The organism is Exiguobacterium sp. PvP048 (assembly GCF_040549175.1).
In the GTDB taxonomy this organism is placed as follows: domain Bacteria; phylum Bacillota; class Bacilli; order Exiguobacteriales; family Exiguobacteriaceae; genus Exiguobacterium_A; species Exiguobacterium_A artemiae.
On sequence record NZ_JBEPSU010000001.1, the window covers coordinates 162,080 to 187,741 of the forward strand.

The 25,662-nt window shown below is 49.0% G+C and carries 24 protein-coding genes and 1 riboswitch; of the genes, 3 read left to right on the top strand and 21 right to left on the bottom strand.

Annotated features, from left to right (window positions below; translation table 11 throughout):
• Positions 1-71 precede the first annotated feature (71 nt).
• Together ftsY and smc are read right to left on the bottom strand one after the other, a co-directional pair.
• The gene (gene ftsY, locus ABIC15_RS00855; protein ID WP_354019513.1) at positions 72-1,076 is read right to left on the bottom strand and encodes a signal recognition particle-docking protein FtsY; all 1,005 of its coding nucleotides are present in this window, start codon (positions 1,074-1,076) and stop codon (positions 72-74) included.
• The gene (smc, locus tag ABIC15_RS00860; RefSeq protein WP_354019514.1) at positions 1,073-4,642 is read right to left on the bottom strand and encodes a chromosome segregation protein SMC; all 3,570 of its coding nucleotides are present in this window, start codon (positions 4,640-4,642) and stop codon (positions 1,073-1,075) included. The genes ftsY and smc overlap by 4 nt, the downstream gene beginning before the upstream one ends.
• 126 nt (positions 4,643-4,768) lie before the next feature.
• On the opposite strand from smc, the gene ABIC15_RS00865 reads away from it, so the two are divergent.
• A complete protein-coding gene (locus ABIC15_RS00865; RefSeq protein WP_012370775.1) occupies positions 4,769-4,969 on the top strand; it encodes a DUF1128 family protein in 201 nt (66 codons plus the stop codon).
• 50 nt (positions 4,970-5,019) lie between these two features.
• Here the strand turns inward: ABIC15_RS00865 and rnc are convergent, their stop codons facing one another.
• The 11 genes from rnc to ABIC15_RS00920 all read right to left on the bottom strand — a co-directional run bounded on the left by rnc (position 5,020) and on the right by ABIC15_RS00920 (position 15,197).
• Positions 5,020-5,790, bottom strand: coding sequence for a ribonuclease III (gene rnc / locus ABIC15_RS00870; protein ID WP_012370776.1), 771 nt, complete (start codon positions 5,788-5,790; stop codon positions 5,020-5,022).
• A 58-nt stretch (positions 5,791-5,848) separates the two neighbouring features.
• Positions 5,849-6,088 (bottom strand): acyl carrier protein, encoded by a 240-nt coding sequence (acpP, locus tag ABIC15_RS00875; protein WP_012370777.1) that lies wholly within the window; start codon positions 6,086-6,088, stop codon positions 5,849-5,851.
• Positions 6,089-6,157: 69 nt separating this feature from the next.
• Positions 6,158-6,889, bottom strand: coding sequence for a 3-oxoacyl-[acyl-carrier-protein] reductase (fabG, locus tag ABIC15_RS00880; protein WP_012370778.1), 732 nt, complete (start codon positions 6,887-6,889; stop codon positions 6,158-6,160).
• A complete protein-coding gene (gene fabD / locus ABIC15_RS00885; RefSeq protein ID WP_012370779.1) occupies positions 6,886-7,806 on the bottom strand; it encodes an ACP S-malonyltransferase in 921 nt (306 codons plus the stop codon). The genes fabG and fabD overlap by 4 nt, the downstream gene beginning before the upstream one ends.
• Positions 7,807-7,819: 13 nt before the next feature.
• A complete protein-coding gene (gene plsX, locus ABIC15_RS00890; RefSeq protein WP_012370780.1) occupies positions 7,820-8,815 on the bottom strand; it encodes a phosphate acyltransferase PlsX in 996 nt (331 codons plus the stop codon).
• The gene (gene fapR, locus ABIC15_RS00895) at positions 8,812-9,381 is read right to left on the bottom strand and encodes a transcription factor FapR (RefSeq protein WP_012370781.1); all 570 of its coding nucleotides are present in this window, start codon (positions 9,379-9,381) and stop codon (positions 8,812-8,814) included. Before fapR ends, plsX begins: the two co-directional genes overlap by 4 nt.
• An 85-nt stretch (positions 9,382-9,466) precedes the next feature.
• The gene (gene recG, locus ABIC15_RS00900) at positions 9,467-11,497 is read right to left on the bottom strand and encodes an ATP-dependent DNA helicase RecG (protein WP_354019516.1); all 2,031 of its coding nucleotides are present in this window, start codon (positions 11,495-11,497) and stop codon (positions 9,467-9,469) included.
• Complete coding sequence (gene sdaAA, locus ABIC15_RS00905) at positions 11,481-12,377, bottom strand: L-serine ammonia-lyase, iron-sulfur-dependent, subunit alpha (protein WP_354019517.1); 897 nt, start codon at positions 12,375-12,377, stop codon at positions 11,481-11,483. Before sdaAA ends, recG begins: the two co-directional genes overlap by 17 nt.
• A gap of 4 nt (positions 12,378-12,381) precedes the next feature.
• The gene (gene sdaAB, locus ABIC15_RS00910) at positions 12,382-13,044 is read right to left on the bottom strand and encodes an L-serine ammonia-lyase, iron-sulfur-dependent subunit beta (RefSeq protein ID WP_012370784.1); all 663 of its coding nucleotides are present in this window, start codon (positions 13,042-13,044) and stop codon (positions 12,382-12,384) included.
• Between the two features lie 91 nt (positions 13,045-13,135).
• On the bottom strand, positions 13,136-14,809 hold the full coding sequence (locus ABIC15_RS00915) for a DAK2 domain-containing protein (RefSeq protein ID WP_483298747.1): 1,674 nt from the start codon (positions 14,807-14,809) through the stop codon (positions 13,136-13,138).
• Between the two features lie 25 nt (positions 14,810-14,834).
• On the bottom strand, positions 14,835-15,197 hold the full coding sequence (locus tag ABIC15_RS00920) for an Asp23/Gls24 family envelope stress response protein (protein WP_026827974.1): 363 nt from the start codon (positions 15,195-15,197) through the stop codon (positions 14,835-14,837).
• Between the two features lie 283 nt (positions 15,198-15,480).
• On the opposite strand from ABIC15_RS00920, the gene rpmB reads away from it, so the two are divergent.
• Both rpmB and ABIC15_RS00930 read left to right on the top strand, forming a co-directional pair.
• On the top strand, positions 15,481-15,669 hold the full coding sequence (gene rpmB / locus ABIC15_RS00925) for a 50S ribosomal protein L28 (protein WP_012370787.1): 189 nt from the start codon (positions 15,481-15,483) through the stop codon (positions 15,667-15,669).
• A gap of 141 nt (positions 15,670-15,810) precedes the next feature.
• Complete coding sequence (locus ABIC15_RS00930; RefSeq protein WP_354019518.1) at positions 15,811-17,214, top strand: amino acid permease; 1,404 nt, start codon at positions 15,811-15,813, stop codon at positions 17,212-17,214.
• 65 nt (positions 17,215-17,279) lie between these two features.
• Here the strand turns inward: ABIC15_RS00930 and ABIC15_RS00935 are convergent, their stop codons facing one another.
• The 8 genes from ABIC15_RS00935 to fmt all read right to left on the bottom strand — a co-directional run bounded on the left by ABIC15_RS00935 (position 17,280) and on the right by fmt (position 25,652).
• Positions 17,280-17,888 carry a thiamine diphosphokinase gene (locus ABIC15_RS00935; RefSeq protein ID WP_012370789.1) on the bottom strand — a complete coding sequence of 203 codons (609 nt, stop codon included), beginning with the start codon at positions 17,886-17,888 and terminating at the stop codon, positions 17,280-17,282.
• Positions 17,888-18,448, bottom strand: coding sequence for an energy-coupled thiamine transporter ThiT (gene thiT / locus ABIC15_RS00940; protein ID WP_012370790.1), 561 nt, complete (start codon positions 18,446-18,448; stop codon positions 17,888-17,890). Before thiT ends, ABIC15_RS00935 begins: the two co-directional genes overlap by 1 nt.
• A 63-nt stretch (positions 18,449-18,511) precedes the next feature.
• Positions 18,512-18,618, bottom strand: a riboswitch (TPP riboswitch).
• Positions 18,619-18,641: 23 nt separating this feature from the next.
• A complete protein-coding gene (gene rpe / locus ABIC15_RS00945) occupies positions 18,642-19,298 on the bottom strand; it encodes a ribulose-phosphate 3-epimerase (protein WP_354019519.1) in 657 nt (218 codons plus the stop codon).
• Between the two features lies 1 nt (position 19,299).
• The gene (gene rsgA / locus ABIC15_RS00950) at positions 19,300-20,205 is read right to left on the bottom strand and encodes a ribosome small subunit-dependent GTPase A (protein WP_012370792.1); all 906 of its coding nucleotides are present in this window, start codon (positions 20,203-20,205) and stop codon (positions 19,300-19,302) included.
• 37 nt (positions 20,206-20,242) lie between these two features.
• Positions 20,243-22,168, bottom strand: coding sequence for a Stk1 family PASTA domain-containing Ser/Thr kinase (gene pknB, locus ABIC15_RS00955; protein ID WP_012370793.1), 1,926 nt, complete (start codon positions 22,166-22,168; stop codon positions 20,243-20,245).
• Positions 22,169-22,170: 2 nt separating this feature from the next.
• Complete coding sequence (locus tag ABIC15_RS00960; RefSeq protein ID WP_012370794.1) at positions 22,171-22,905, bottom strand: Stp1/IreP family PP2C-type Ser/Thr phosphatase; 735 nt, start codon at positions 22,903-22,905, stop codon at positions 22,171-22,173.
• A 24-nt stretch (positions 22,906-22,929) separates the two neighbouring features.
• A complete protein-coding gene (gene rsmB / locus ABIC15_RS00965) occupies positions 22,930-24,270 on the bottom strand; it encodes a 16S rRNA (cytosine(967)-C(5))-methyltransferase RsmB (protein WP_354019520.1) in 1,341 nt (446 codons plus the stop codon).
• Complete coding sequence (gene fmt / locus ABIC15_RS00970) at positions 24,267-25,652, bottom strand: methionyl-tRNA formyltransferase (RefSeq protein WP_214848853.1); 1,386 nt, start codon at positions 25,650-25,652, stop codon at positions 24,267-24,269. Before fmt ends, rsmB begins: the two co-directional genes overlap by 4 nt.
• Between the last annotated feature and the right edge of the window lie 10 nt (positions 25,653-25,662).

A 25,662-nucleotide genomic window follows, 5' to 3' on the forward strand; every position in this document is an offset into this window, starting at 1 on the left:
TCCTTTACAGATAGTATAGTACAGCCCTCACAGTGTGTTGTCAAGTTTTTTTCTTTACAAGGAAATCGAGGTCAGTCCTCTTCTCGGACTTCTTCGACTGTTTCTTTTTCTTCAAAGACATCCCCGAATAATCCATAGACGAATTGTTCGGCATCGAACGGTTGTAAGTCATCGATTCTTTCACCGAGACCGACGAATTTCACCGGCAGATCCAGCTCATTCTTAATCGCAAGAACGATTCCGCCTTTCGCCGTTCCGTCAAGCTTCGTCAGAACGATTCCGCTGACATCGGTCGCCTGTTTAAAGGCTTTGGCTTGAACCATTGCATTTTGACCCGTCGTCGCGTCAAGCGCAAGCAATACTTCATGCGGTGCTCCCGGAATTTCCCGTTCGATGACACGTTTTACTTTTTCAAGTTCATTCATTAAATTGACTTTGTTTTGCAGACGGCCGGCCGTATCGCAAATCAGGACATCGACACGGCGTGCTTTTGCGGCCTGGACAGCATCATAGATGACTGCCGCCGGATCCGATCCTTCTCCCTGACGGATGACCGGAACACCGGAACGTTCACCCCAGACTTGAAGTTGGTCGATTGCACCGGCCCGGAATGTATCGCCGGCTGCGAGCATTACCGTTTTGCCTTCGTTTTTCAGACGATTCGCCAGTTTACCGATTGTCGTCGTTTTCCCGACGCCGTTGACACCGACAAATAAGATCACATTGAGTTCATGACTGAGATCAAGTTCGGACTCTTCTTCTTCCACCAGCATGTTGGCGACAACTTCGACAAGTACGTCACGCACTTCTTTTGTATCCTTGACGTTTTTACGTTTGACTTCAATTTTTAACTTTTCGACAAGATCCATCGTCGTCGTGACACCGACATCGGCCTGAATCAATACTTCTTCCAACTCTTCGAAAAAATCTTCGTCGACTTCCCGGAAGCGGTAGACGAGATCATTGACGGCATTCGCCAGTCCGTCCCGTGTTTTCGTCAAACCTTCCGTAAACTTCGATGTCACTTCTTGTGTCGAAGTCGTCAACCGGTCTTTTAACTTTTTAAAGAAACTCATTTTTTTATCCCCTTTGGTTCTACTTCTTCGCTTAATGTCCGTCTCGCTTCTTCCAGTTTAACGGATAATACTTCGGAAATACCGTTTTGTTGCATCGTCACACCATACAGGACATCAGCTGACTCCATCGTTCCCTTACGGTGGGTGATGATGATGAACTGGGTCTCACGTGCCAGTTGATGAACGAACTCTCCGAATCGGGCGACGTTCGCCTCATCGAGGGCTGCTTCGACCTCATCAAGAACACAGAACGGAACCGGTCGTGTTTTTAAGATAGCAAACAATAAAGCAATCGCTGTCAGTGCTCGTTCTCCGCCCGACAACAAGGACAGGTTCTGTAACTTTTTACCGGGCGGTTTAGCCACGATATCAATACCGCTTGTCAACAGATCTGTAGGGTCGACGAGAATCAAGTCGGCTTCTCCGCCGCCAAACAGTTCGCGGAACGTTTCCCGGAAATGTTCCCGGACCGCTGTGTACGTCTGTTTGAACAGCCGGATGACTTCCCGGTCCATTTCTTCGATGACCGCATATAAATCGGTCTTCGCACTGACCAGATCGTCGCGTTGCGTGGACAGGAACGTAAAACGTTGATCGACTTCGGCAAACTCTTCAATCGCACCAAGATTGACAATCCCGATTTCCTCGAGTTGTCGTTTCAGAAGATGCAATTCTTCCTTTGCCTCCTCGAAAGAGATCGTCAGCGGTTGAATCAACTCGGCAACCAGCCCCATTTCTTCAAGTGTCTCATGACGGGTCTCAAGGCGTGTACTGAGCCGTCCCTGAGTAAGCCGGGCTTGATCGAGACGCTGTGTCGTTGCTTGCCGGGCTTCTGCCAGTTTCGCTTCCTGAATCCGTAACAGACGTAAGTTTTCTGCCGCCTGCTGAATTTCTGCCGTCACAAGCGTCAATTCGCGTTCGACTGAAGTTTGTTCCTGTTGCATCTGCGTTTTCTCAGTGTGCAGGGCATCAATCTTCGCTTCGTCGAATCCTTCCAGGACATGCTTCAAATCACGGCGTTTATGACTTCTTTCTAATTTTGCATGATTCAATGTCTCACGGAGGCGTGTTACCTCACGGTCGATTTGGTCATGTGTCATGCTGACCGTCCGTTCCTCAAGCAAGGCTTCCGCTTGCTGTTGCTTTAATTCTTCGACCGCAACTGCTCCGCGTGACTGTGCTTCCTTCAGTTGATCGATCGCTTGCCGCAATTCCGCTTGCCGGTTCGTTAACCGTTCCATGTCCTGCTCTGATGCCGCGATGATGGACTTCGCCTCTGCCGCTTGTTCAGCGAGACGGGTCAATTGACCGTCGTGGACCGATAATTCAGAAGATGTGACGGCTAGACTGCGCTTCGCATCCGTGTAGGCTTCGCGAACACTTTCCAACTGTGCTTGAACCAATTGAATATCACGGGTATTGGTTTCCAGCGAGCCGACGAGTTGTTGCATGGCTGTTTTCATTTCATCACGCCGACGCTCTTGTTCACGAATGACAGCTTGACCTTGTTTCAATCCCGCCTGCAACTCTTCCAGTTCACGGGATTGGCTGAAGAGCGGTGTTCCTTTTTTACGACTGCCTCCCGTCATCGATCCGCCGACGTTAACGACGTCACCCTCGAGCGTCACGATCCGGTAACGGTGTCCGGTGGAACGGGCGATGGCATTGGCTTGTTCAAGTGATTCGACAACGAGTGTCGTCCCAAGCAGATTATCTTTTAATTTCGTAAAGTCTTCCCGCGTCGTGACCAGTTGACTTGCGACACCGAGATATCCTGGCATCCCTGACACGCTTTGTTGAACGGAAGCACTCAGTTCCCGGCGCTGAATCGACGAGAGCGGCATAAATGTCGCACGCCCCGCATTCAGCCGGCGCAACTCTTGGATCAGTTTCCGTCCCGTCACATCGGTATCGACGACGACGTTTTGCATCGCGCCGCCCAGTGCGGTCTCAATCGCCGCCTCGAAGCGGGCGGGAACGGTGATCAGTTCCGCGACGGCACCGTGGATACCGGCAATCCGGTCCCGCTGTTTTAAGACGGTTTTGACGGCTCCGAAATAACCACTGTAGTCGGCTTTGACGGATTCCAGAAATTCAATCCGGTCTTCGGTCTTATCGCGGCGTCGGTGAAGGTCGATGATCGATTGTTCCATTTGGCGCAACGTCTCCTGTTGCTGGCGATGCTGGTCTTGCTGTGTCTTTTCTTCCTGACGCAATGTTTCCAAGCGATTCCGTAATTCTTCTACCTGTTCTGCAAGACGAATGGTTTCGGCTTCATACGTCGAACGATCCGTTTGTTTTGAGCCGACGTTTTCCGAAAAACTCCGTTGCTGCTCTTCGGCATGTAACAGATCTTGTTGCGCCCGATGGTATGCATTGGTCGTCGCTGCCAACCGGCTCGCTACTTCAAACGCTTCCGAACGCAATTGTTCGGCTTCTTTTTCAAAGTCCCGGTCGGAGTAAGATAAGGCGGCATCGGCTTGTTCCCGTTTTGCGACTGTTTGAAGGTACAATTGTTGTGTCTCTTGCTGTTGCTTCAGCACCGTCTGTTCTTCTTGTTCGATTTGTGCTACCCGTTGTTCTGCAACCGTTACTTCCTGTTCGAGACGCGCCTTCATTTCCGCTCCGTGCTTTTCCCTTTCTTTCGCCAGGTTTAAAGCCCCTTCGATTTCAACGAGTTTCGTCGATACGAGCCGCAGGCGGTCCTGCATTTCCGTTTCTAAGCGCCGCTTCTCTTCTAACGATGTTTCTTGTGTTTCCCTTGTCGCTATTGTTTCTTGCAACCGCTCCTGCTCCGCAAGCAGTTGGGCTTGGCAGGATTCGATTTCCGTCGACACGTCAGTGAGTTGCGTCATATACTGCTCGATTTCGGTCGCAATGATTCCCCGTTCCAAGAAGTCATACCGTTCACGGGCTACTAAAAATTCTTTTGCCAGTGACGCTTGTTCCCGTAACGGCTCAATTCGTCCACCCAGTTCGTACAGAATATCATCGACACGGGAAAGATTTGTTTCTGTATCCGTCAGCTTTCTTTCGGCTTGTTTTTTACGGTTCCGGTATTTCAAAACACCGGCTGCCTCTTCGATGACAGAGCGCCGTTCTTCCGGTTTCCCGGAAATGACTTGTTCGACCCGTCCTTGACCGATGATGGCAAACGCATCGCGGGACAACCCGGTATCCATGAATAAATCAAGCACGTCTTTTAAACGACACGGTTTTTTATTTAAGAAGTAATCACTGTCTCCGTTTCGCGTGACACGCCGCGTTACATTGATTTCTTGATACGGCAAAGCGACCGTCCCCGATTCATTGTCGAGCACAAGGGTGACTTCCGCAAATTGTTTCCGATGTTCCGAGATACTTCCGGCAAAGATGACATCTTCCATCTTCGCACCACGTAATGATTTAGCCGACTGCTCACCGAGCACCCAACGCACTGCATCCGATATATTGGACTTCCCGCTGCCATTTGGTCCGACGACAGCCGTGACTCCCGGAAGGAAGTCGAGCTCCGTCCGACTAGCAAATGACTTGAAGCCATTGATTTCAATTCGTTTTAAGTACATCTTGACCACCCATATGTTTAAATTTCTTTTTGATTTTCTTTTAGTTTACCATAGCCGAAAGGTCTACAAAATGGTAGCTTTTATGGTAATGTTAGGCTTAAAGAGATGAAGAGGAGATTTTAAGACATGACAATTGAACAAATGATCGTAGAGATCCTGGATAAATTGAACATCATTAACAAAGGCGTCATCAAGGCGGAACAATTCGACGGAACAAAAAATGACGATTTAAAAGAGATTTATGATTTCGTCATGATGCGTGAGTCGTTGACATTGGCAGAAGTCGATGCCATCGTCGATGAACTGAAATCACTGAAAACTGTTTAAGATTCCTCACAAAAAGGCACTCCATTTTGAAATGGGTGCCTTTTTTCATGTCAAAAGCTGTTTTTCAGTTCAAGCAAGGCTTGTTTGGCAGCTTGCTGTTCTGCTTCTTTTTTCGAGCGGCCGGTCCCGATGCCTTCCAGCTTATCCGCGATGTGCACGCGTGAAATAAACTCCCGACTGTGTGCCGGTCCGCGTTCTTCGATGATTTCATACTCGATTTGTCCCAGTCCGACCCGCTGGATTGCTTCTTGGAGCTGACTTTTAAAATCAGTTTGTTCTTCAAAAAATCCAGACGCCACTTTCGGAAAAACCGCTTCGGCGAGGAATCGTTCTGCAGCTTCAATCCCTTGATCGAGGTATAAGGCACCGATGAAGGCTTCAAATACATCCGCGAGTAGTGCCGGACGATTTCTTCCCCCTGTCAGTTCCTCTCCTTTACCAAGTAGAATCATTTCAGAAAACTCATAATGATTCGCGAACTGGACCAGTGACGGCTCACAGACGATGGCCGCACGCAGCTTTGTTAATTCCCCCTCGGAACGTTCCGGGTAGTGTTGAAAGAGATAACGGGAGACTGTCAATTCAAGTACCGCGTCACCCAGAAATTCAAGACGTTCATTATCCCCGTCTGATTCACGCTGCTCATTCACAAACGAAGAATGTGTAAATGCTTGTTTTAATAGTTCTACATTCGCAAAATGAATATCCAGCCGTTCCTGGAGCTGTCCGAACTTCTGTTCAATTTGCGCCAAAGCCCGTGAGTCTTTGCGTCGCTTTACATAGGGTCCTTTTCGGACACGACGTCCTTTTTGATTTGTCATAATGCCTCCTAAACAGCTAAATCCCACCGCAAATACGCGGTGGGTTCAGCTTCATATATTAGACTTGTGTTTCGATGTAGCTAACGACATCGCCGACTGTTTTTAAGTTTTCTGCTTGGTCATCTTCGATTGTGATTTCGAATTTATCTTCGAGATCCATGACGAGTTCCATGACTTCAAGTGAATCTGCTCCGAGATCGTCTTTAAACGATTTGTCGAGTGTGATTTCACTCTGTTCTTTCCCTAACTTCTCTGCGATTGCTTCTTGCACGTCTACTAAAATTTGTTCTTTTGTCATTTTAAAATCCCTCCATGAGTTGAGTATATAAGATGATTGCCAATTTGGCAAAGTACTACCACAGTTCACTTACATTGTCATGCCGCCATCGACTGCCAAAGTTTGACCAGTGATGTAACGGGCATTGTCTGATGCGATGAAACTGACGAGCGATGCGATATCGTCCGTCTGACCAAATCGTTTTAACGGAATTTGATCGAGCGTCTGATTACGTTGCGCTTCTGTCAATTCATCCGTCATATCGGTTTCAATGAAACCGGGACAAATCGCATTTGCCGTAACGCCTTTACTTGCCAGTTCACGTGCGACCGACTTCGTAAATCCGATCAGTCCCGCTTTCGCCGCTACATAGTTAGCTTGACCGGGATTACCGGTAATGCCGACGACGGAAGCAATATTGATGATGCGACCGCTCGTTTTTAATAATGGCCGCGTCGCCGCTTGTGTCACAAGAAACGCACCTTTTAAATTGGTGTTTAGAACCGCATCGAAATCTGCTTCTTTCATTCGCATTAACAGACCGTCACGCGTGATTCCGGCATTGTTGACGACACAATCCAACTGACCGTAAGTATCGAGTGCCGTTTTCAGCAATGCCTTGACTTGCTCGGCATCAGCCACGTCTGCCTGGACGGCGATGGCCTCACCGCCCGCATCGACGATAGCCGAAACAACTTCTTCTGCTTTTGCTGTATTCCCGGCGTAGTTCACGACGATCCGGAATCCGTCTGCCGCCAACCGTTTGGCGATAGCGGCTCCGATTCCACGTGAGGCGCCTGTGACGAGTGCTACCTTATTCAACGAATCGCCTCCGCTTCCAATTGTTCAAGTGTCGTGATGCTGACAATCTTGACGTCTTTTTTAATCCGCTTGACGAGACCGCTGAGCGGTGACGAAGGACCGAATTCAATGAATGTATCCGCACCTTCTGCAATCAATTTTTCCACACAGGCTTCAAAACGAACCGGTGAATACAATTGTTGGACAAGTAAACGGATCAACTCATCCGGCTGATCGTGGAAATCACTGTCGACATTCGAGATGAATTTCGTTTTTGCCGCCTGGAATGGTGAAGAAACTAAGATATCTTCGAACCGTGAGGCAAACGGTGTCATTAACGACGAGTGGAATGCTCCTGATACATCAAGCGGCAGGACACGTTTCGCGCCCAACTCTTTTAATTTCGCAGTCGCCGTCTCGACAGCTGCAACTTGTCCTGAAATCACGAATTGTCCGGGACAGTTGTAATTGGCGATTTGAACGATTTCTCCCGTTGCCGCAATGGACTCGACAGCATGATGGGCTGCTTCGACGTCGTTTAAACCGATGACAGCTGCCATCGTCCCGCCCGTCACTTGATTCATCAGATTTCCTCGTTCGCGTACGAGATAAACTGCTTCACTTGCCGTTAAGACAGATGCGGCAACGAGTGCACTGTACTCTCCGACGCTATGTCCGAGTACGAAGTCCGGCCGATGACCAAGCGCCGCATAACGATTCGCAAGCAACGTACTGTGTGCAACGATGGCAGGTTGTGCGATTTCCGTCGGTTTCAAATCTTCTTTTGTCCCTGTCGTCAACAGATCCGTTAAATCAAGACCAATCCGTGTCCCGAGGTCCATCAATGCTTGACGTGACTCTTCATGATGGAGAAGTGTTTGTCCCATTCCTGGCATTTGTGATCCTTGACCTGGGAACATCCAAACCGTTTTACCCATCCGTCTCACCCCTTTAGATTTCTTTCGTTTTTTTTGCCTCGATGATTTTTGTAACTACCTGCTGTTCGACCATCTGCTCTGCTTGTACCAACGCCCTGCTGAACGCGTAGGCATTACTCGAACCGTGGGCTTTGATGACCGGAGCGGCAATCCCGAATAATCCGGCTCCGCCGTATTCTTCATAAGCAAGCAGTTGTTTCATTTTTTTCAACTTCGGTTTTAAAATCAAAGCCGCGATTTTTGAACTGAATGAACTCATGAATTGTTCTTTCATGACGCCCATGATCATACTGGCGGCGCCTTCTGTACTCTTTAACAGCGTGTTTCCGGCGAAGCCTTCCGTCACGATGACATCCACTTCCCCGCTCATCGCTTCTCGCGCTTCGACATTCCCAACAAAATGGATGGGCGCGGTCTCAAGCAGAGGATAGGTCTCTTTCGTCAGGGCATTCCCTTTACCGGCTTCTGATCCGATATTCAGCAAGGCCACTTTCGGTTGTTTGATTCCTCTGACTTGTTCTGCGTAGACCGACCCCATGATCGCATAATCCAAAAGATGTTCGGCTTTTGCGTCTGGATTGGCACCGACATCTAAGATGACGACCCCTTTTCCATTTCGTGTCGGGAACGTCGGCGCTAATGCCGGACGGTCAATCCCTTCAATCCGACCAATCACGAACAATCCGGCTGTCATGAGTGCACCCGTGTTGCCTGCTGAAATCAAAGCATCTGCTTCATTTGATTTCACCAGGTTTGCAGCCACCACGAGTGAGCTGTCTTTCTTGCGACGGATTGCTCGGACCGGTTCGTCTTCTCCGGTAATGACGGATGCGGCGTGAACGATTTTCACACGTGGATCCTTGATATCATACGAACGTAATTTCAATTCGTCGCCGACCAGACGGATTTCAATCTGTTCCGTCGGACGCTCCGCTAAAAATTGAACGACTCCTTCTACGATGGCGCGTGGAGCATGATCTCCTCCCATTGCGTCTACTGCTAAAATCATTTTGACTCCTCCTTACTACTTCGATACACCGTAAATTCACCGATGAACACACACTCATCGCCGACAAAACTCTCGACGTTGATGTCCGATCGGCCATCCTGCCGGTGCGAACTGACGAATGCTTTTGCCACGACACGTTCACCGACGTGAACGGACCGTGTAAACTGGACGTTGGCTTTTGTCGTCAAAGCCAGTTCATCATCAATCAAGGCGATGGCTAATGAATTGGCTTGGGCAAACAAAATATGTCCGCGGGCAATGGCATTTCGGCTGAACGCGTGTTCCGGTAGGATTTCTAAAATCGAAATCGCCGATGTATCTAGTTTCAGGTCAATCATATCACCAATGACTTCATTTTCAGTCAATGTACGCACATCATCTAGCCGTTCCGTCGCGACGTGTTTAATCCGTTCACGTAATTCCGGAATCTTCATTTCCATCCGGTCCAGTCGAATGGTCTGGATACTGACATTGAAATGAGTGGCTAATGCTTCATCCGTAATGAACGGATTTTGTTCAATTGTATGCTGTAGTTCAGTTTGTCGCTCTTTTTTAGGTACCCGCATGTACGTTCCTCCCACAAGAAGGATAACTACCATTATTACCTGGTACTAATAGTAGTATATATCCCTTGTTGTTCACTTTCAAGTATTATTCGATTCTTTCTCCGTCCAGCAGTCCCTGCTGTTCGATATATCGGCGTAAAACCGCGTACTCCGGGTGTTGCCAAAAGGCATCGGAACGGAGCAGACGAACCGCATCGTTTCGCGCCGTCTCCATCACCTGGATGTCGAGTGCCGGATCGGTCAACACAAATCGTGGCAAGCCGCTTTGTTCGGTCCCAAAAAAGTTTCCGGCTCCGCGTAACTCAAGATCCTTTTCTGCCAACTTAAATCCGTCGTTCGTTTCCGTCATCGTTTTAATCCGTTCTTTTCCGGTATCGGAAGACGGATCGGCGATCAAGATACAAAAAGACTGGGCTGCGCCCCGACCGACACGGCCGCGCAACTGGTGTAATTGTGCCAGTCCAAACCGTTCCGCGTCGTAAATGACGATGATCGATGCGTTCGGAACGTTGACGCCGACTTCAACGACGGTCGTCGAGACGAGAACTTGGACTTGATTTTCCTTAAAGGCCTGCATGACGTCGTCTTTTTCGGACGAACTGAGCCGACCGTGCATCAATCCGACACGTTGTGCGGAAAACCGTTCCGTCAAAAGCACGTGCAGTTCAATGGCATTTTGAACATCAAGCGATTCAGATTCCTCAATCAGTGGCGTGATGACATACGCTTGATGACCGAGCAGCAACTCTTTTTCGACAAAACCAAATACACGATCAATCTGTTCCGGTTTTGCCCAGTAAGTTTCAATCTCTTTTCTGCCTGCTGGCATCTCGTCAATGATTGAGACATCCATATCTCCAAACACGGAAATCGCTAACGTCCGCGGAATCGGTGTTGCCGTCATGTAAAGAACATCTGCCTGTTCTGCTTTCGCCCGCAGGCGTTTTCGTTGTTCGACTCCAAACCGGTGTTGTTCATCCGTGATGACGAGATGAAGGTCCTTGAAGACGACCGTATCTTGAATCAAGGCATGGGTCCCGACCAATACATCGATTTTCCCTTGCCGTAACGCTTCCAGCAGAAGGAGCCGGCTTTTTCCTTTGACGGAACTCGTCAATAATCCGACTTTAATGCCGAGCGGCTCGAGGAGCGGTGCAAGCGAAGAGGCATGCTGTTCCGCTAAAATTTCCGTCGGCACCATCAAGGCCCCTTGTTTATTCGCACGGACCGCTGCAAAGAGGGCAATCGCCGCCACGACCGTTTTTCCGCTTCCAACGTCTCCTTGGAGAAGCCGGTTCATCCGTTCCGGTCGATGCATATCAGCCAAAATTTCGTCCGTCACCCGCTTTTGTGCTCCGGTGAGCGGAAACGGTAACGTGGCAATGAATTGATCGATTTCTTGCTGGAACAACGGTAAAGCAAGACCTTGTCCCTTTCGTTTCCCGAGGCGTAACGTCTGTAACTTCAGTTGGAAGTAGAGACATTCTTCATAGACATAACTTCTCCGTGCAGTCGTCAAATCTTGCCGGGTTGTCGGGAAGTGCAACCGGCGCAACATCGTCATCCGGTCCAGCAGTCGATATGTCTTACGAATGTTCTCCGGAATTCGTTCCTCGAGCGCTTCGCATTCGGCAAAAGCCAGTTCGACGACCCGCCGGAACGTCTTCATCCGCATGTCCCCTGTGAGCGAATAGACCGGTGTCAATTCCCCTTCAATCGCTCCGAATTGTAATTCTGTCGCTGAGATCGTCATCCGGTGTAAATCCCATTTGCCGCTGACCGTCACTTCTTCTCCGAGTTTCAACTGATCTTTATAAAAGGCACGGTTGAACATCGTCACAGTGACGCTGTAACGGTCTTCGACAAGCAGACGGAACGTGAGTCGGTTTTTTCCTTTTCCGTAATACCGGACAAGCGCTTCCGATTGAACCTGTCCTGTGAATTTCACCTTGTCTTCATGGATTGCCTCTGTCAGACTGCCGGTCACAAAATCGTCATAACGAAACGGGACGTGCTCAAGCACGTCCGCAATCGTCAGCATATCCATTTCTTCGAGTTTACGGGCTAAATCGCGCCCGACTCCTTTTAAGGCGGTTACTTTATTTGATGGATTCATTCGAGAGTTCCCCAAAGATTTTTGATTCGAGCCAACGCCCTGTCGGTGTGTTGGCGAGTCCGCCTTTCGCGGTTTCCCGTAAGGCGGACGGCATCATTTGACCGATTTCATACATCGCTCCGATGACTTCGTCACACGGAATCCGTGACGTGATACCGGCTAACGCCATATCGGCTGCAACAAGCGCGTTCGCTCCGCCCATGGCATTTCGTTTCACACATGGTACTTCAACAAGTCCGGCAACCGGATCGCAGACGAGTCCGAGCATGTTCTTAAGGGCAATCGCAAACGCGTGGGCCGATTGATCAGGTGTTCCACTTGCCATTTCAACGATTGCCGCCGCTGCCATGGCAGTTGCCGAACCGACTTCCGCCTGACATCCGCCTGCCGCGCCGGAAATGGACGCGTTGTTCGCTACAACAAAACCGAACGCACCGGATGTAAACAGGAAGCGCAGCATCTGTTCGCGACTCGGATTCAAACGTTCCCGAACTGCGAATAACGTTCCCGGAACGACGCCTGCACTACCGGCTGTCGGTGTGGCACAGATTTTTCCCATGGCCGCATTGACTTCATTTGTGCCAATCGCCTTGCTGACGGCGTCTAACAACAGATCGCCGGATAATCCTCGCCCGCTTGCCCGGTATCGCTGTAACAACACAGCATCGCCACCGGTCAGACCAGTAACCGATTCGACACCATCTCCTGTCAGTGACCGTTCGACTGCTGCTTCCATGACTTCAAGATTCCGTTCCATCATCCCGAGGACTTCATCACGTTCGAGGTGCCGGACCGTCATTTCCTGTTCAATCATGATTTCTGAAATCGGTACATTTTTTTCAGTCGCCAGTGCGACGAGTTCTTTTACGGATTTAAACATCTCTTCACTCTCCCATCATGACAGAACGCTCGACTTGTGGTAAACGGTTGATTTCTTCGAGTACAGCAGTCGGCATGCGGTCGTCGATTTCGATCGCCATTAATGCCTGCTTGCCTTTTTCGTGCCGCGATACTTCCATGTGACCGATGTTGATTTCATAATCGGCCAAAATACTTGTGACGGCTGCGATGGCCCCAAAGCGGTCATGGTGCAGGACGATCAGGGCCGGTCCACCGCCTGACAGCTTCAATGGTACTCCGTTCAACTCAGTAATCTCAATCGTTCCCCCACCGATTGAAATGCCTACGAGTTCAAACTCCGCCTGTCCATCCGTCAAATGAACACGTGCCGTATTCGGATGATCCGTCAATGCCTCACTCGTTTCAAAATGAATCCGGATTCCTTTTTGTTCCGCAATTTTAATTGATTCCGGAATCCGGTCGTCAAACGTATCATAGCCGAGGACACCGCCGATAATGGCGACGTCCGTTCCGTGTCCCCGGTAAGTGTCTGCAAATGACCCATAAAACGTAATCGTAATATCCGTCGGCTGTTCGCCAAACAATTTCCCCGCCATCAATCCAATCCGTGCTGCCCCCGCCGTATGCGAACTGGATGGTCCGACCATGATTGGACCGATGATATCAAATACACTCCGATACTTCATCTTCTTTTCCCCTCTCTTTCAACTAAACAAAAATCCCACCTCTATTATCGCAGATGGTGGGATATGTGAAAAGGTACGTTCACGTTTTATATTATTCGACGCTTAAGATATACGAGTAGAGCGGTTGTTTTCCGTCATGGACTTCTACTTCCGCTTCCGGATTGATGGATTCGATGTAAGCGACAAGTTCGTCAACTTCTTCTTGTGCCACTCCTTCACCAAACAGGACCGTGATGATTTCATCTTCGTCTGTCACAAGTGTATCCACGAGTTTCTTGACAGCCCCGAGGCTCGAATGATCCGTTGCGATGATTTGTTTTTCGGCAATCGCCATATGATCGTCTTTTTTAATCTCGACACCATCGATGCTTGTATCGCGGACGGCATATGTGACTTGACCGGATTTAACGGCTGCGATTGCATCCATCATGTGCCGCTCGTTCTCTTCGACCGTCGCTTCCGGATTGTAGACGATCGTTGCCGCCAATCCTTGAGGAACGGTCTTCGATTTCACGACCGTCACACCACAAGAAGCAACTGATGCCGCTTGTTCTGCTGCCATGATGATATTCGAGTTGTTCGGATACACGTAGACGTGTTCCGCATGGGCATCTTCAATTGCTTTGACGATGTCTTCCGTTGACGGGTTCATCGTTTGTCCGCCTTCGATGACGATACTGACGCCAAGTGATTTAAAGAGTTCGCTGATTCCTTCACCCATTGCTACCGTTACAAGCGCTGACTGGGCTTTTGCTTTTGTCGCAACCGGAGCCGCCACTTGATTGACGCCTTCTTCTTCGAGGATCGTCGAGTGCTGTTGACGCATGTTTTCAATCTTGACGGCAACAAGTTCACCAAAACGTTGACCTTTCGTGATGACTTCACCCGGTGTTTCCACGTGAACATGAACCTTTAGTAACTCTTCGTCTGCAACGACGAGTAATGAATCACCGAATTCCGCGAGTTCGTTCCGGAATGCTTCTTCACTGAACGGCGTATCTGCTAATTTATCGTCTTGGAAACGCACCATGATTTCCGTGCAGTAACCGTAATGAATTTCTTCCGTCGACATGAAGCTTTGAGCCGATTTGTGATGCTCTGCTTCGACGAGTGCTTCCATGACAGGCACATGCGGTTTCTCAAGCTCTTTCCCTTCGAGTGTCGCAAGGAATCCTTCATAGATACAAACCAGTCCTTGACCACCGGAATCGACGACGCCGACTTCTTTAAGTACAGGTAACAGGTCCGGTGTGCCTTCGAGTGACACTTTTGAAGCTTCAACGACACCGCGCATCAGTTCGAGTAAATCCGTTGTTGTCTCGGACTGGGCGATCGCTGCGACAGCTGTCTCGCGTGCTACCGTCAAAATCGTTCCTTCAACCGGTTTCATGACTGCTTTATATGCTGTGTCGACCCCTTTTTGTAAGGCATCTGCGAATTCCTTTGTATCAATCGCATCTTTTCCTTCGATTGATTTTGAGAAACCACGGAACAATTGGCTTAAGATAACGCCTGAGTTTCCGCGCGCTCCCATTAAAAGACCTCGTGCAAAGACCGTGGCAACTTCTGAGACCGAGTCTGTTGTTGTTTTGGCTGCTTCTTTTGAACCCGACGTCATCGTCAAATTCATGTTTGTTCCCGTGTCACCATCTGGGACCGGGAAAACGTTCAGCGAATCGACAAAATCCGCATTTTGATAGAGATTCGCTGCGCCATTCTGAATCATCTTGACCAGTTGCGCTCCTGTTAAACGATCTACACTCACTAAAGTTTCCTCCTCTATTCCCGCCTTAGACATTCGTCAAGCGGACTCCTTGGACAAAAATATTTACAGATGTCACTTCTAAACCAAGTGCCTGGCTGAGTGAATATTTCACACGGCTCTGGACGTTGTTTGCGACTTCTGAGATTTTCGTACCGTAACTAACAATGATATGCATATCGATGTGAACTTGTTCCGATACCTGACGTACGATGACACCGCGTGCAAAGTTTTCGCGTTTCAGCAGTTCAGCCAGCCCGTCTTTGATTTGTGACTGGGACGCCATACCAACGACACCAAAACATTCCATCGCCGCTCCGCCTGCAAGTTGCGCAACGACATCGTTGTCTACATCAATTTTTCCATAGGTCGTTTTCATCTCGATCGCCACCTGAGTAGCCCCCTTTGTTAATTGTGTTCTTCCCATAATTCTACTATAAGGACCTACTATTGAAAAGTCGCCGTACTGACTATACAATGAATATGTGAAAAATAGTAGCGGTCAAATGAACTTTTACCATCATCCTCATTCATTATTTTAAATTTTGAGGTTGTCTGTCAAGTTTTTTTCTTGTCAGCTACTTTTTTTATGTTGCAACCGTCTTAACAGCATGATAAGATAGCAAAGTGTCTATTAGGACGAACGCAAAACAACATAAAAGGAGGCGGAACACATGGCACGTAAATGCTACGTTACTGGGAAATCGCCGAAGTCGGGAAACAACCGTTCACACGCATTGAACAAAACGAAACGCACTTGGGGAATCAACGTACAAAAAGTACGTATTCTCGTTGACGGTAAACCTAAAAAGGTTTGGGTTTCAGCTCGAGCGCTCAAATCAGGTAAAGTCGAACGCGTATAAGGCGCAGTAACCGGATGGGAATCTTCCCTTCCGGTTCTTTTTTTGTCCTTTTTTTATTTTTCTTATAAACTAATTGTCCGAATAATTGAAAACGCTTACAATAAGTGAGCAGTTATTTTTTTCAAGGGGGAAGGGTCAGACATGCAGTTAAAAAGAGAAATGACAAGCCGGCATCTCTTCATGATTTCACTCGGAGGGATTATCGGTACGGGACTGTTCCTCGGTTCCGGATTAACGATTTCGCAAGCAGGACCGCTCGGGGCGGTCCTCATTTACATCGTGGGTGGGACCATTATGTATCTGACAATGTTATGTTTAGGAGAGATGGCTGTCCATATGCCGGTTTCCGGATCATTTCAAACGTATACGACACGTTTCATCGGACCGGGTATCGGATTTGCCGTCGGCTGGATTTACTGGCTCGGATGGGCCGTGACGGTGGCACTTGAAATCACGGCAGCCGGAAGTCTGATGGATCGGTGGTTTCCGAACACCCCTATCGTCATCTGGTGTGCCATCTTCACCGTCATTTTATTCGGACTTAACGCCGTATCTGCCAAAGCCTTTGGGGAGGCTGAATTCTGGTTCTCGAGCCTGAAAGTCCTGGCCATTCTATTTTTCATCGCGCTCGGGGGAGCGGCTTGGTTTGGCTGGATTGATATGACGGCAGCACGCCCGGAAAGTTTATTCGCCAACTTTACTTCAAACGGATTGTTCCCGAACGGTGCGCTCGGAGTCTTGACGACGATGATCGCCGTCAACTTCGCATTCCAGGGGACGGAACTGATCGGGGTTGCGGCCGGAGAGTCGAACGATCCCGAAAAATCGATTCCGAAAGCGATCCGCAATACGGTTTGGCGGACGTTCATCTTTTTTGTTCTTTCGATTACAATCGTCGGCGCCTTGATTCCTTATGAAACAGCCGGCGGTATCAGCAGTCCGTTCATCATGGTCTTTGATGCGATCGGGATTCCGTACGCGGCCGATTTGATGAACATCGTCGTTCTGACTGCCTTATTGTCGGTCGGGAACTCGGGATTATACGCTGCTACCCGGATGTTATGGTCGATGTCTCAAGAAGGCATGATTTCGAAAAAACTTGCGATCGTCAACTCGCGTGGTGTACCGATGCGGGCGTTATGTTTTACGATGCTGTTTGCGATGTTATCGCTTCTGACCGCCTTTTTCGCGGAAGATACCGTCTTCATCTGGTTGTTGTCACTAGCAGGACTCGGTGCACAAGTCGGATGGATTTCAATTTCCGCTTCGCAGATTGCGTTCCGTCGTCAATTCATCAAAAACGGGCATGCTGTCAGTGAATTAAAATTCAAGACACCGTTCTTCCCGGTCTTGCCGATCATCTCGTTTTCTCTGAATATGCTCGTATTGATCAGCTTGGCGTTTCAGGCGGATCAACGGATTGCGCTGTATATCGGTGTTCCGTTCTTCCTCTTGACATGGGGTTGTTACCATCTGTTCGTCAAAGGAAAACATATTGCAGCTCAAACCGAGCGTCAGGCAGCCAGTTCCACGTTAGAATCTTGAACTGCCTCCACCTACAGAATCCTAAAAAAGCGTGTTCGTTAGGCAATCCTAACGAACACGCTTTTTCAATGGTCCGACAAACTCCGTAATGCGATAACTTCACCTGTGTGCACCGTCACTTTTGCCGGTCCCTGATTCGTCCATTCATTGCTGACGGTCAACGATCCGCCGACCGGGACATCGTGTTGTGTCAACGGATACTTGACCCTTTGGAGCGTCAAACGCGTCGGGACGAGCGGAATGAAGGACAGATAATGATACTGGTCTGCTTTGATGTCATACTGTCCCTGTTGCAGGAAACGGATCTCTTCCCGCTTCGTCATCAAACGGACGAGCGGGAATTGCTTTAACAGATAGACATTTTGAAGCGTCATATCCAGTCGTCCGCCGGTCGCACCGAATACCAGCACTTCCGTTGCTTCATAATGTTGACTGACGTAACGTAATGCCAGTTCCAAATCGGTCTCATCCTTTTCAGCCGGATGAATGATTGCCCCTTCCGGTTTGTATCCGAGCGAATCAAAGTCACCGATGGCCAAGTCAAAAGCGAGACCTTGTTGCGCCAATACGGTGACCCCGCCGTCGACAGCAATGACAACCGGCTTCTCCTCCATAAACGGTTGTAAGGATGGAATGTCTTCCGCCGGACCGGCTGCTACAATCACGACCCGCATCAGACACCTCGTGCCGAATAACGAAGAAGCCGTGGCGCCGTCGTAAACAGGAGCCCTGCGACAATACCGCATAACAGATAGGACGGAACCATATACGTCGCGTTATAGATCAAGGAATACGGAACGACCGGACCTTCCGCATATTCAGCAAAGAAGACGATTCCGCTGATGACGTGACAGACATAACGTAAGCCCGCACCTAACAATGTCGCACCTAATACAATCGCCATCAAACGGCCGTTCTTCCCGGCTGCTGCTGCTTTTTTAACTTGACGGGCAAACAGTCCGCTCAGTCCGACGACTCCGAACGCAATCGTATAATCGAGTAACGGCTGAACGACCGTCAGAATTTGTGGAGCGAACATCAGTTGGATTGTTCCAACGAGTGCTCCCGTCACGACCCCACCGACAACGCCGTGACGAAACGCCATGACGAAAATCGGTAACATTGCCAAACTGATGGAACCTCCTTGAGGCATTTTAAACGGGATCAATAAATCGAACACCACACCAAGACTTGCAAAGATTGCAATTTCCATTAACATTTGTAGCCGTTTCATCCTTTTTTCCTCCTAAAAATAAAATCGCAGGACGGCAAAAAGACAGTACGACGAACGCCGTACTGCCTGCGTGCGCCACATCCCTACGTCCGTCTGAACGGAACAGGTTCGAAGGGTTAAAGTCCAATCACTTCTCTCAGCCGCTTGACGCGACACCCCTTGCGGTCTTCATTCAATTTTGATTCTGCTCTTATTATACGTGAGCGGCATTCCGAATACTAGTGATTGCTTCTGAATAATCCGGCGCATTATAAATCGCCGAACCTGCGACCAAAACATTTGCACCGTTTTCGATACATAATTTGGCCGTCTCTGCGTTGACTCCGCCATCGATTTCAATCTCAAACGATAGATCATATTCCGCTTTCAGCGCAGCCAGTTGACTTAATTTCTTCATGACACCCGGAATAAAGGCTTGACCACCGAAACCTGGATTGACCGTCATCAACAACACCATATCGACTTCTTCCAGCACGTGTTCAATCATCGAAAGTGGTGTATGCGGATTGAGCACGACGCCCGCTTTCGCACCGGCTGCTTTGATCTGTTGCAGGACACGGTGGACGTGATTCGTTGCCTCGACGTGGAATGTCACGATATCAGCCCCTGCTTCAACGAATGCTTCGACAAAGTTTTCCGGACGGTCAATCATTAAATGCACATCCAAAATCATGTCTGTTTTTTGACGTAAACTGCTTAAGACAGGAAGTCCGAATGAGATATTCGGAACAAATTGACCGTCCATGACATCAAAATGAATGTAGTCGGCACCTGCCGCTTCTACTGCTTTGACATCCCGCTCTAAATTTGCAAAATCCGCTGATAAGATTGATGGGGCGATTTTAATCATGTTAATACCTCCGTGTCCGATTCTTGATTTCCTCTACAAACATACCATAATTCGTATACCGCGAACTCATGATTTCATGTGCCTCGACAGCCTGCTTAACGGCACAACCGGGCTCATTCAGATGCAGGCAGCCGCGGTATTTGCAATCATCCTGTAAAGCAACGAATTCAGGAAAACACCAACGTAACTCTTCCAGTTCCATTTCATGCGGAAAATCGAGATTCGAAAATCCCGGAGTATCCGCAATTAATCCATCACCGAGCGGCATCAGGGTCACGTGGCGGGTCGTATGGCGTCCGCGTCCAAGTGCCTTCGAGATATGACTTGTTTCCAGTGCCAATGAAGGTTCTAAAGCATTCAGCAACGAACTTTTTCCTACACCGGACTGTCCGGCCAGGACACTCGTTTTATCTTTCAGCAACGGACGGACGGATTCGACTCCGGTCAAGGTCTCACTTGACGTTTCGATGACCTGGTAGCCGATTGTCCGGTAGGCAGCAATCGCTTCGGATACATGCTGTTCGGCTTCTCCTTGCAGCAAGTCCATCTTCGTCAAGATAATGATCGGTTGAATCTCTTTTGCTTCGATCAGTACCAAAAACCGATCGAGAAGATGGGCAGAAAAATCAGGTTCTGCTGCTGAAACAACCAACAATGCTTGATCAATGTTGGCAACCGGCGGGCGAACGAGGAAGTTTTGACGGTCCTTTACTTCCAGGATATATCCGGTCTCACTTTCAATGTGTAGAACGACTTCATCCCCAACAACCGGGCTGATGCCCCGTTTTCTGAAATTACCGCGTGCCCGTGAACGAATCTCGCCTTGAGGTGTCATGACATCATAAAATCCACCCTGAAGCCGAATGATCGTTCCTTCCCGATTGTCTTCAATTCGATTTTCTGCCATCCTATGCCCTCCTTTGTCAGGATCAACTTCCTGCTCATTATTCTTGTGATTTTGCCTGATTGTACGTAATCGTCTTCGCCCGGTAAACTTCGTCATCTTTATAGATGGTGATCTTACCTTCTTCTCCCGGATCAATCGTTAATGGAACATCAAACGTTTCGTCCTGATCGATCGATTCTTCGATGACCGTCCGTTTCCCTTTGGCATCTTCCGTCTCAATCCGGACGAGTTGACGTGGAGCGGGCTCGTCTTCTTCACTGACGCCATCATATACGACTTTTTCAGGGAACGTCGCTGTGACGGTTTTTTCTTCCTCTCCCCGTGAAATAAAGACCGTGACGGAATCATTCGGCTCGACTTGCGCACCGGCTTGCGGATATTGACGAATGACTTGATCAAGAGCGACGTCGCTCGAAAACTCTTGCTCAAAAGTGCCGTCGAGTCCCATCTCATCGAGGTAGGCTTTCGCTTCTGTACTCGATAAGTCCGTCAAGTCTTTCAGGACAAACGCCGGCGATCCATTTGAGACCGTGATGGTGATCATCTGTTCCTTCGCAATGACTTCCGTTCCTGCTGAAATCGACTGTCGGATGACGTTCCCGCGTTTGATGTCTTCGGATTCTTCCCGTTCAACGTCGACTTTTTCAAACCCGCTGTCCTTCAAGATGGCGATTGCTTTTTTCTCTGTCTCATCCGAAACATCCGGTACTTCGACCGGATCACTGCCAGTCGAGACAATCAAATCCACCGTCGATCCTTTTTTGACGGTCGCTTGTTCGCGAGGAGACTGACTGATGACGGCCCCTTCTTCGACCGTATCACTTGAGCGTTCAGTCGATTCCACAATGAACCCCATTTTTTCAAGCTTCGTTTCCGCCTCGTCGGCGTCCTTGCCTGTTACATCCGGAACGACGACAGTTGGGTCTGGCCACATGGCAAAAGTCGTGGCAGCTCCACCGATTAGGACTACCAATAATAAAATGATCCACCATGCGCGTTTCTTTTTTTTCTCGGGTTTAGGCAGAACGGTCGCGACATTCGGAACCGGTGCGGTTTGTTCGAGTTCTTCTGATGGCAACGATACGGGACTAAGCACCATCGTTTTTTCCATCAGATCGTCACCGCGAATTCCTTCGTTCGCCCGTTCGGCTGACATCGCCGTCACCATATCTTCTTTAAAGGCAGCGACCGTTTGTTGCCGGTCGTGCGGTGCTTTAGAGAGCGCCTGCATGATGCAATTTTCTAAAGCTTGCGGTACGGCCGGATTCAATGCGGTCGGACGGCGGGCGGTATCTTGCAGATGCTTCAGGGCAACCGCCACCGGTGAATCGCCTTCAAACGGAACCTGTCCCGTCACGAGTTCATATAACACTGCTCCAAGTGAATAGATATCTGATTTTTCATCCGCAAATTTCCCTTTTGCCTGTTCCGGCGAAAAATAATGAACGGACCCAAGTACTGACATCGTATGGGTAAGGGTCGCATTCGACATCGCGACCGCAATTCCGAAATCTGTCACCTTGACGGTTCCATCCTCACGAATCAACATATTTTGGGGTTTGATATCCCGGTGGATGATCCGGTGGGCATGGGCATGATCGATCGCATCACAAATTTGACTGATGATGTCAATCGCTTTTGTGACGGGCAGTGCCCGCCCTTCACAATACGTTTTCAGTGTCATACCATCGATATATTCCATCACGATATAATAAATCGCTTCTTCTTCTCCTACATCATAGACCGCGACGATGTTGGGATGATTTAAACTCGTCGCAGCATGGGCCTCTCGTTCAAACCGGCGGATGAATTGTTCATCATGCGAAAACTCGGTACGTAAAATTTTGATTGCGACAGTTCGATTCAAGATTTCATCATATGCCTGATAAACGTTTGCCATTCCGCCATTTCCAACTAACCGTTCTATGCGGTAGCGGTCGTTCAATCGATCTCCGTAACGCATATTCAGATCCTCTCTCTTTCTTTAAAACGGATTGCAGCAAGCGTGATATTGTCTGCGCCTCCCCGGTCATTTGCCTCTGATACGAGACGTTCGACAATCGTATCGAGCGGTGCATCTTCTTGAAGCAACCGCTCGATGACTTCATGGGGAACTTCATCCGACAAACCGTCGCTGCACACTAACACGATATCATAGTCCGGTGCATCCCGAACTTGAATGTCGACATCAACGGATTCGTTCGAACCGACGGATCGTGTAATGACATTACGACGGGGATGATTTTCAAGCTCTGCTTCCGATAATTCCCCCAACTGTTTAAGCATGTTGACATAGGAATGATCATCCGTCAGTTGTTTCAGGTGTCCTGCTTCCAGTGCATACACGCGGCTGTCGCCAACGTGACCAATCACCAGTAAATCATCCGACCAACAGACGCAGGCCATCGTCGTGCCGACAATCGATAAATTTTCGACTTGAGAAAAACGTAGAATCTGCGTATTGGCTTCTTTCACTAACCGCTCGATCCAGGAAGATAACTCCATCGGTCGGCTTGGCATGTCTGCGTATGCTTCGGCAAAAGTCTGTTTGACGATGGCACTCGCCGTTTCACCGGCCGCATGCCCTCCCATGCCGTCAGCGACGACGGCCAATCCTTGTGTGGCATCGCCTACCAATAAAACCGTATCCTCATTTTTTGAACGGACCTTTCCAGTCGTCGTCAAATAAGCTAACTCCATACCTGTCCTCCTCTTCGTTTTTGATTATCCCATTGTTTCATTCATTTTTTTGAATGCAGCGATATAAAAACCATCTGTGCCAAGCGATGTAGGGAGTAATTTCAATTCAGCCCGTTCACCAATCAATGATTGAACCGCTTCCGGCATCCGTGTTTTGAACGTCTCGTCAAAAACAAATCCTTGGCTGAGGATGAATTCCGTTTGCTGTTCATTTTCGAGCGGATCCATCGTACAAGTCGAATAGACGAAGGTTCCGTCCGGTTTGACGAGCGGAAGAACCGCTTCAAGGATTTGCCGTTGAATGACCGGCAATTGCGTTAAATCTTCGGGACGTTTCGTCCACTTGATATCGGGTTTCCGGCGAATGACACCAAGTCCGGAACATGGTGCATCGACCAATATCCGATCAAATGATGCCGTCTCAAAACGTGTGCCTGCCTGACGGGCATCCAGTGCCTCCGTCTGCACATTGTGCAGGCCAAGACGAGTTGCCTGCTTTTCTAATAATTTTACTTTATGTGGATGAAGATCCAATGCGACTAACGATCCCGTCGCCAAACCTTCCGCGATATGCATCGCTTTTCCGCCCGGTGCCGCGCAACTGTCCAAGACATGATCCGTCGGTTGTGCACCTAAAGCGGCAGCGACCAACATCGAACTTTCATCTTGGAGCGACAAGTAACCGCGTTCCAACAAATCCGTCTGTTGCACGCTGCCACTGACGATTTCAAGTCCGTCTGGTGCCGCATGAGCCGGTTTTGCAATGACTCCTTGTTCTTCCAGCAATACAATCGCTTCTTGTTGGTCTGTCCGGGTCCGATTAACACGGACGGTGACGGGTGCCGGTTCATTATTCAGTCGGCACATCTTCCATGTCTCTTCTTCTCCAAACAGTTCCAGCCATCGCTTGACCAGCCAGACCGGATGACTCGTTTCGATGCTGATCCGGTCAACCGTCGAAGGAATCGCTGAGAAATCCGGTTTTCCAGTCCGAAGCACGTTCCGCAGCACACCGTTGACGACCTTGGCGATGTGCGGTTTCCCGCGTGTCTTGGCAATCTCGACTGCTTCGTTGATGACCGCATGATCCGGAATCCGGTCGAGATAAAACAGTTGGTAAACACTCATCCGTAATAACGGACGCATGAAAGGGTCCAACTTTTTTTGTTTCGTTAAGAAAGGTTCCAAAATATAGTCCAGTGTCAGTTCACGACTGAGTGTACCGTAAACCAGTTCTGTATATAAACCGACATCTGCTTTTGAGATAGCACGTTTTTCAAGCATCTGGTGGACGGAAATCGTGGAGAAAGCCCCACCTTGACCAATTTTTAATAAGGTTGTTACTGCTGCATCTCTGACGTTCATGCTTGTTCGCCTACTTTCTGTCCAATCGTCAATGTCTGTCCGACACCACGCATAAATGTGGCACCGTCCATCCGTTTTTTTCCGGCCGGTTGTACATCTACTAATTTCAAGGCGACATCCGATCCGGTTGCGATGACCGGTCCGTCGGCTTCAAGGGCAATGATTTCACCCGCCGGTCCGTGACCCGGGACTTTTTCAGCAAAGTAGACTTTCAGACGGTCTGAACCAAGCATCGTATACGCACTCGGGAAGGGATTCATTCCGCGGATTTGATTGTATAACGCTTCTCCGGGACGTGAAAAATCAAGTCGTTCCCGTTCCCGGCTGATATTCGGAGAAAACGTGACGTCTTCTTCCCGTTGCGCTTCCGGTGTCAATGTTCCCGCAATCAACTGCGGTAATGTTTCGATTAGCAGGCGGGCACCGGCAGCACTGAGTTTGCCAAACATCGTTCCGACTGTATCACGTTCTTCGATCGGCACGATGATTTTTGATAACATGTCGCCTGCATCCAACCGGTCCACCATATACATGATTGTGACTCCCGTTTCCGCTTCACCATCGATGATGGCTTGATGAATCGGAGCGCCGCCGCGATACTTCGGCAGCAAGGACGCATGAACATTGATCGCACCATATCGCGGTGCTTCGAGCACGGCCGTCGGAACGATTTGTCCGTAAGCAGCGGTAATGATCAGGTCCGGTTTCAAGTCGAGTAAGTCTTGATAATCTTCCCGGATTTTAGCGGGTTGTAAGACAGGAATGTCGTGAGCCAATGCAACTTCCTTCACCGGTGTTGGTTTGATTTCACGTTTGCGTCCGACGGGTTTATCCGGCTGAGAGACGACACCGACGACATCATAGCCGGCATCAATCACTTCACGGAGCGTATTTGCAGCAAAGTCAGGTGTTCCCATGAAAACGACACGAGGCGTTGCTTCCGTCTCCACTAATTTATCCGTAAACAATACACCGTCCAGATGATCCATTTCGTGTTGAATCGCCCGTGCAAAAAAACCATTCGCCTTAATTTTGACACTCCGTCCTAGACGGTCTTGTGATTTGACGACGATTTGCTCGAACCGTTCGACCGGTCCGAAAATTCCCGGCATACTCAAACATCCTTCGTCATCGATTTCTGAACCGGATGCTTCGATGATTTCCGGGTTAATCAGCTCAATTGGTCCGGTTTCATCATCCGTATGGACAACAGCGACACGAATCGGCTGATTGATTTGTGGCGCAGCAAGTCCGACACCATCATATTCATACATCGTATCGAACATCCGATCAATCATTTTCCCTAATTTCTTATCAAACTTCGTTACGCGTTGGCATTTTTGACGCAATACTTCATTTGGTACTTCTACAACTTTGTACATAATTTGCCAC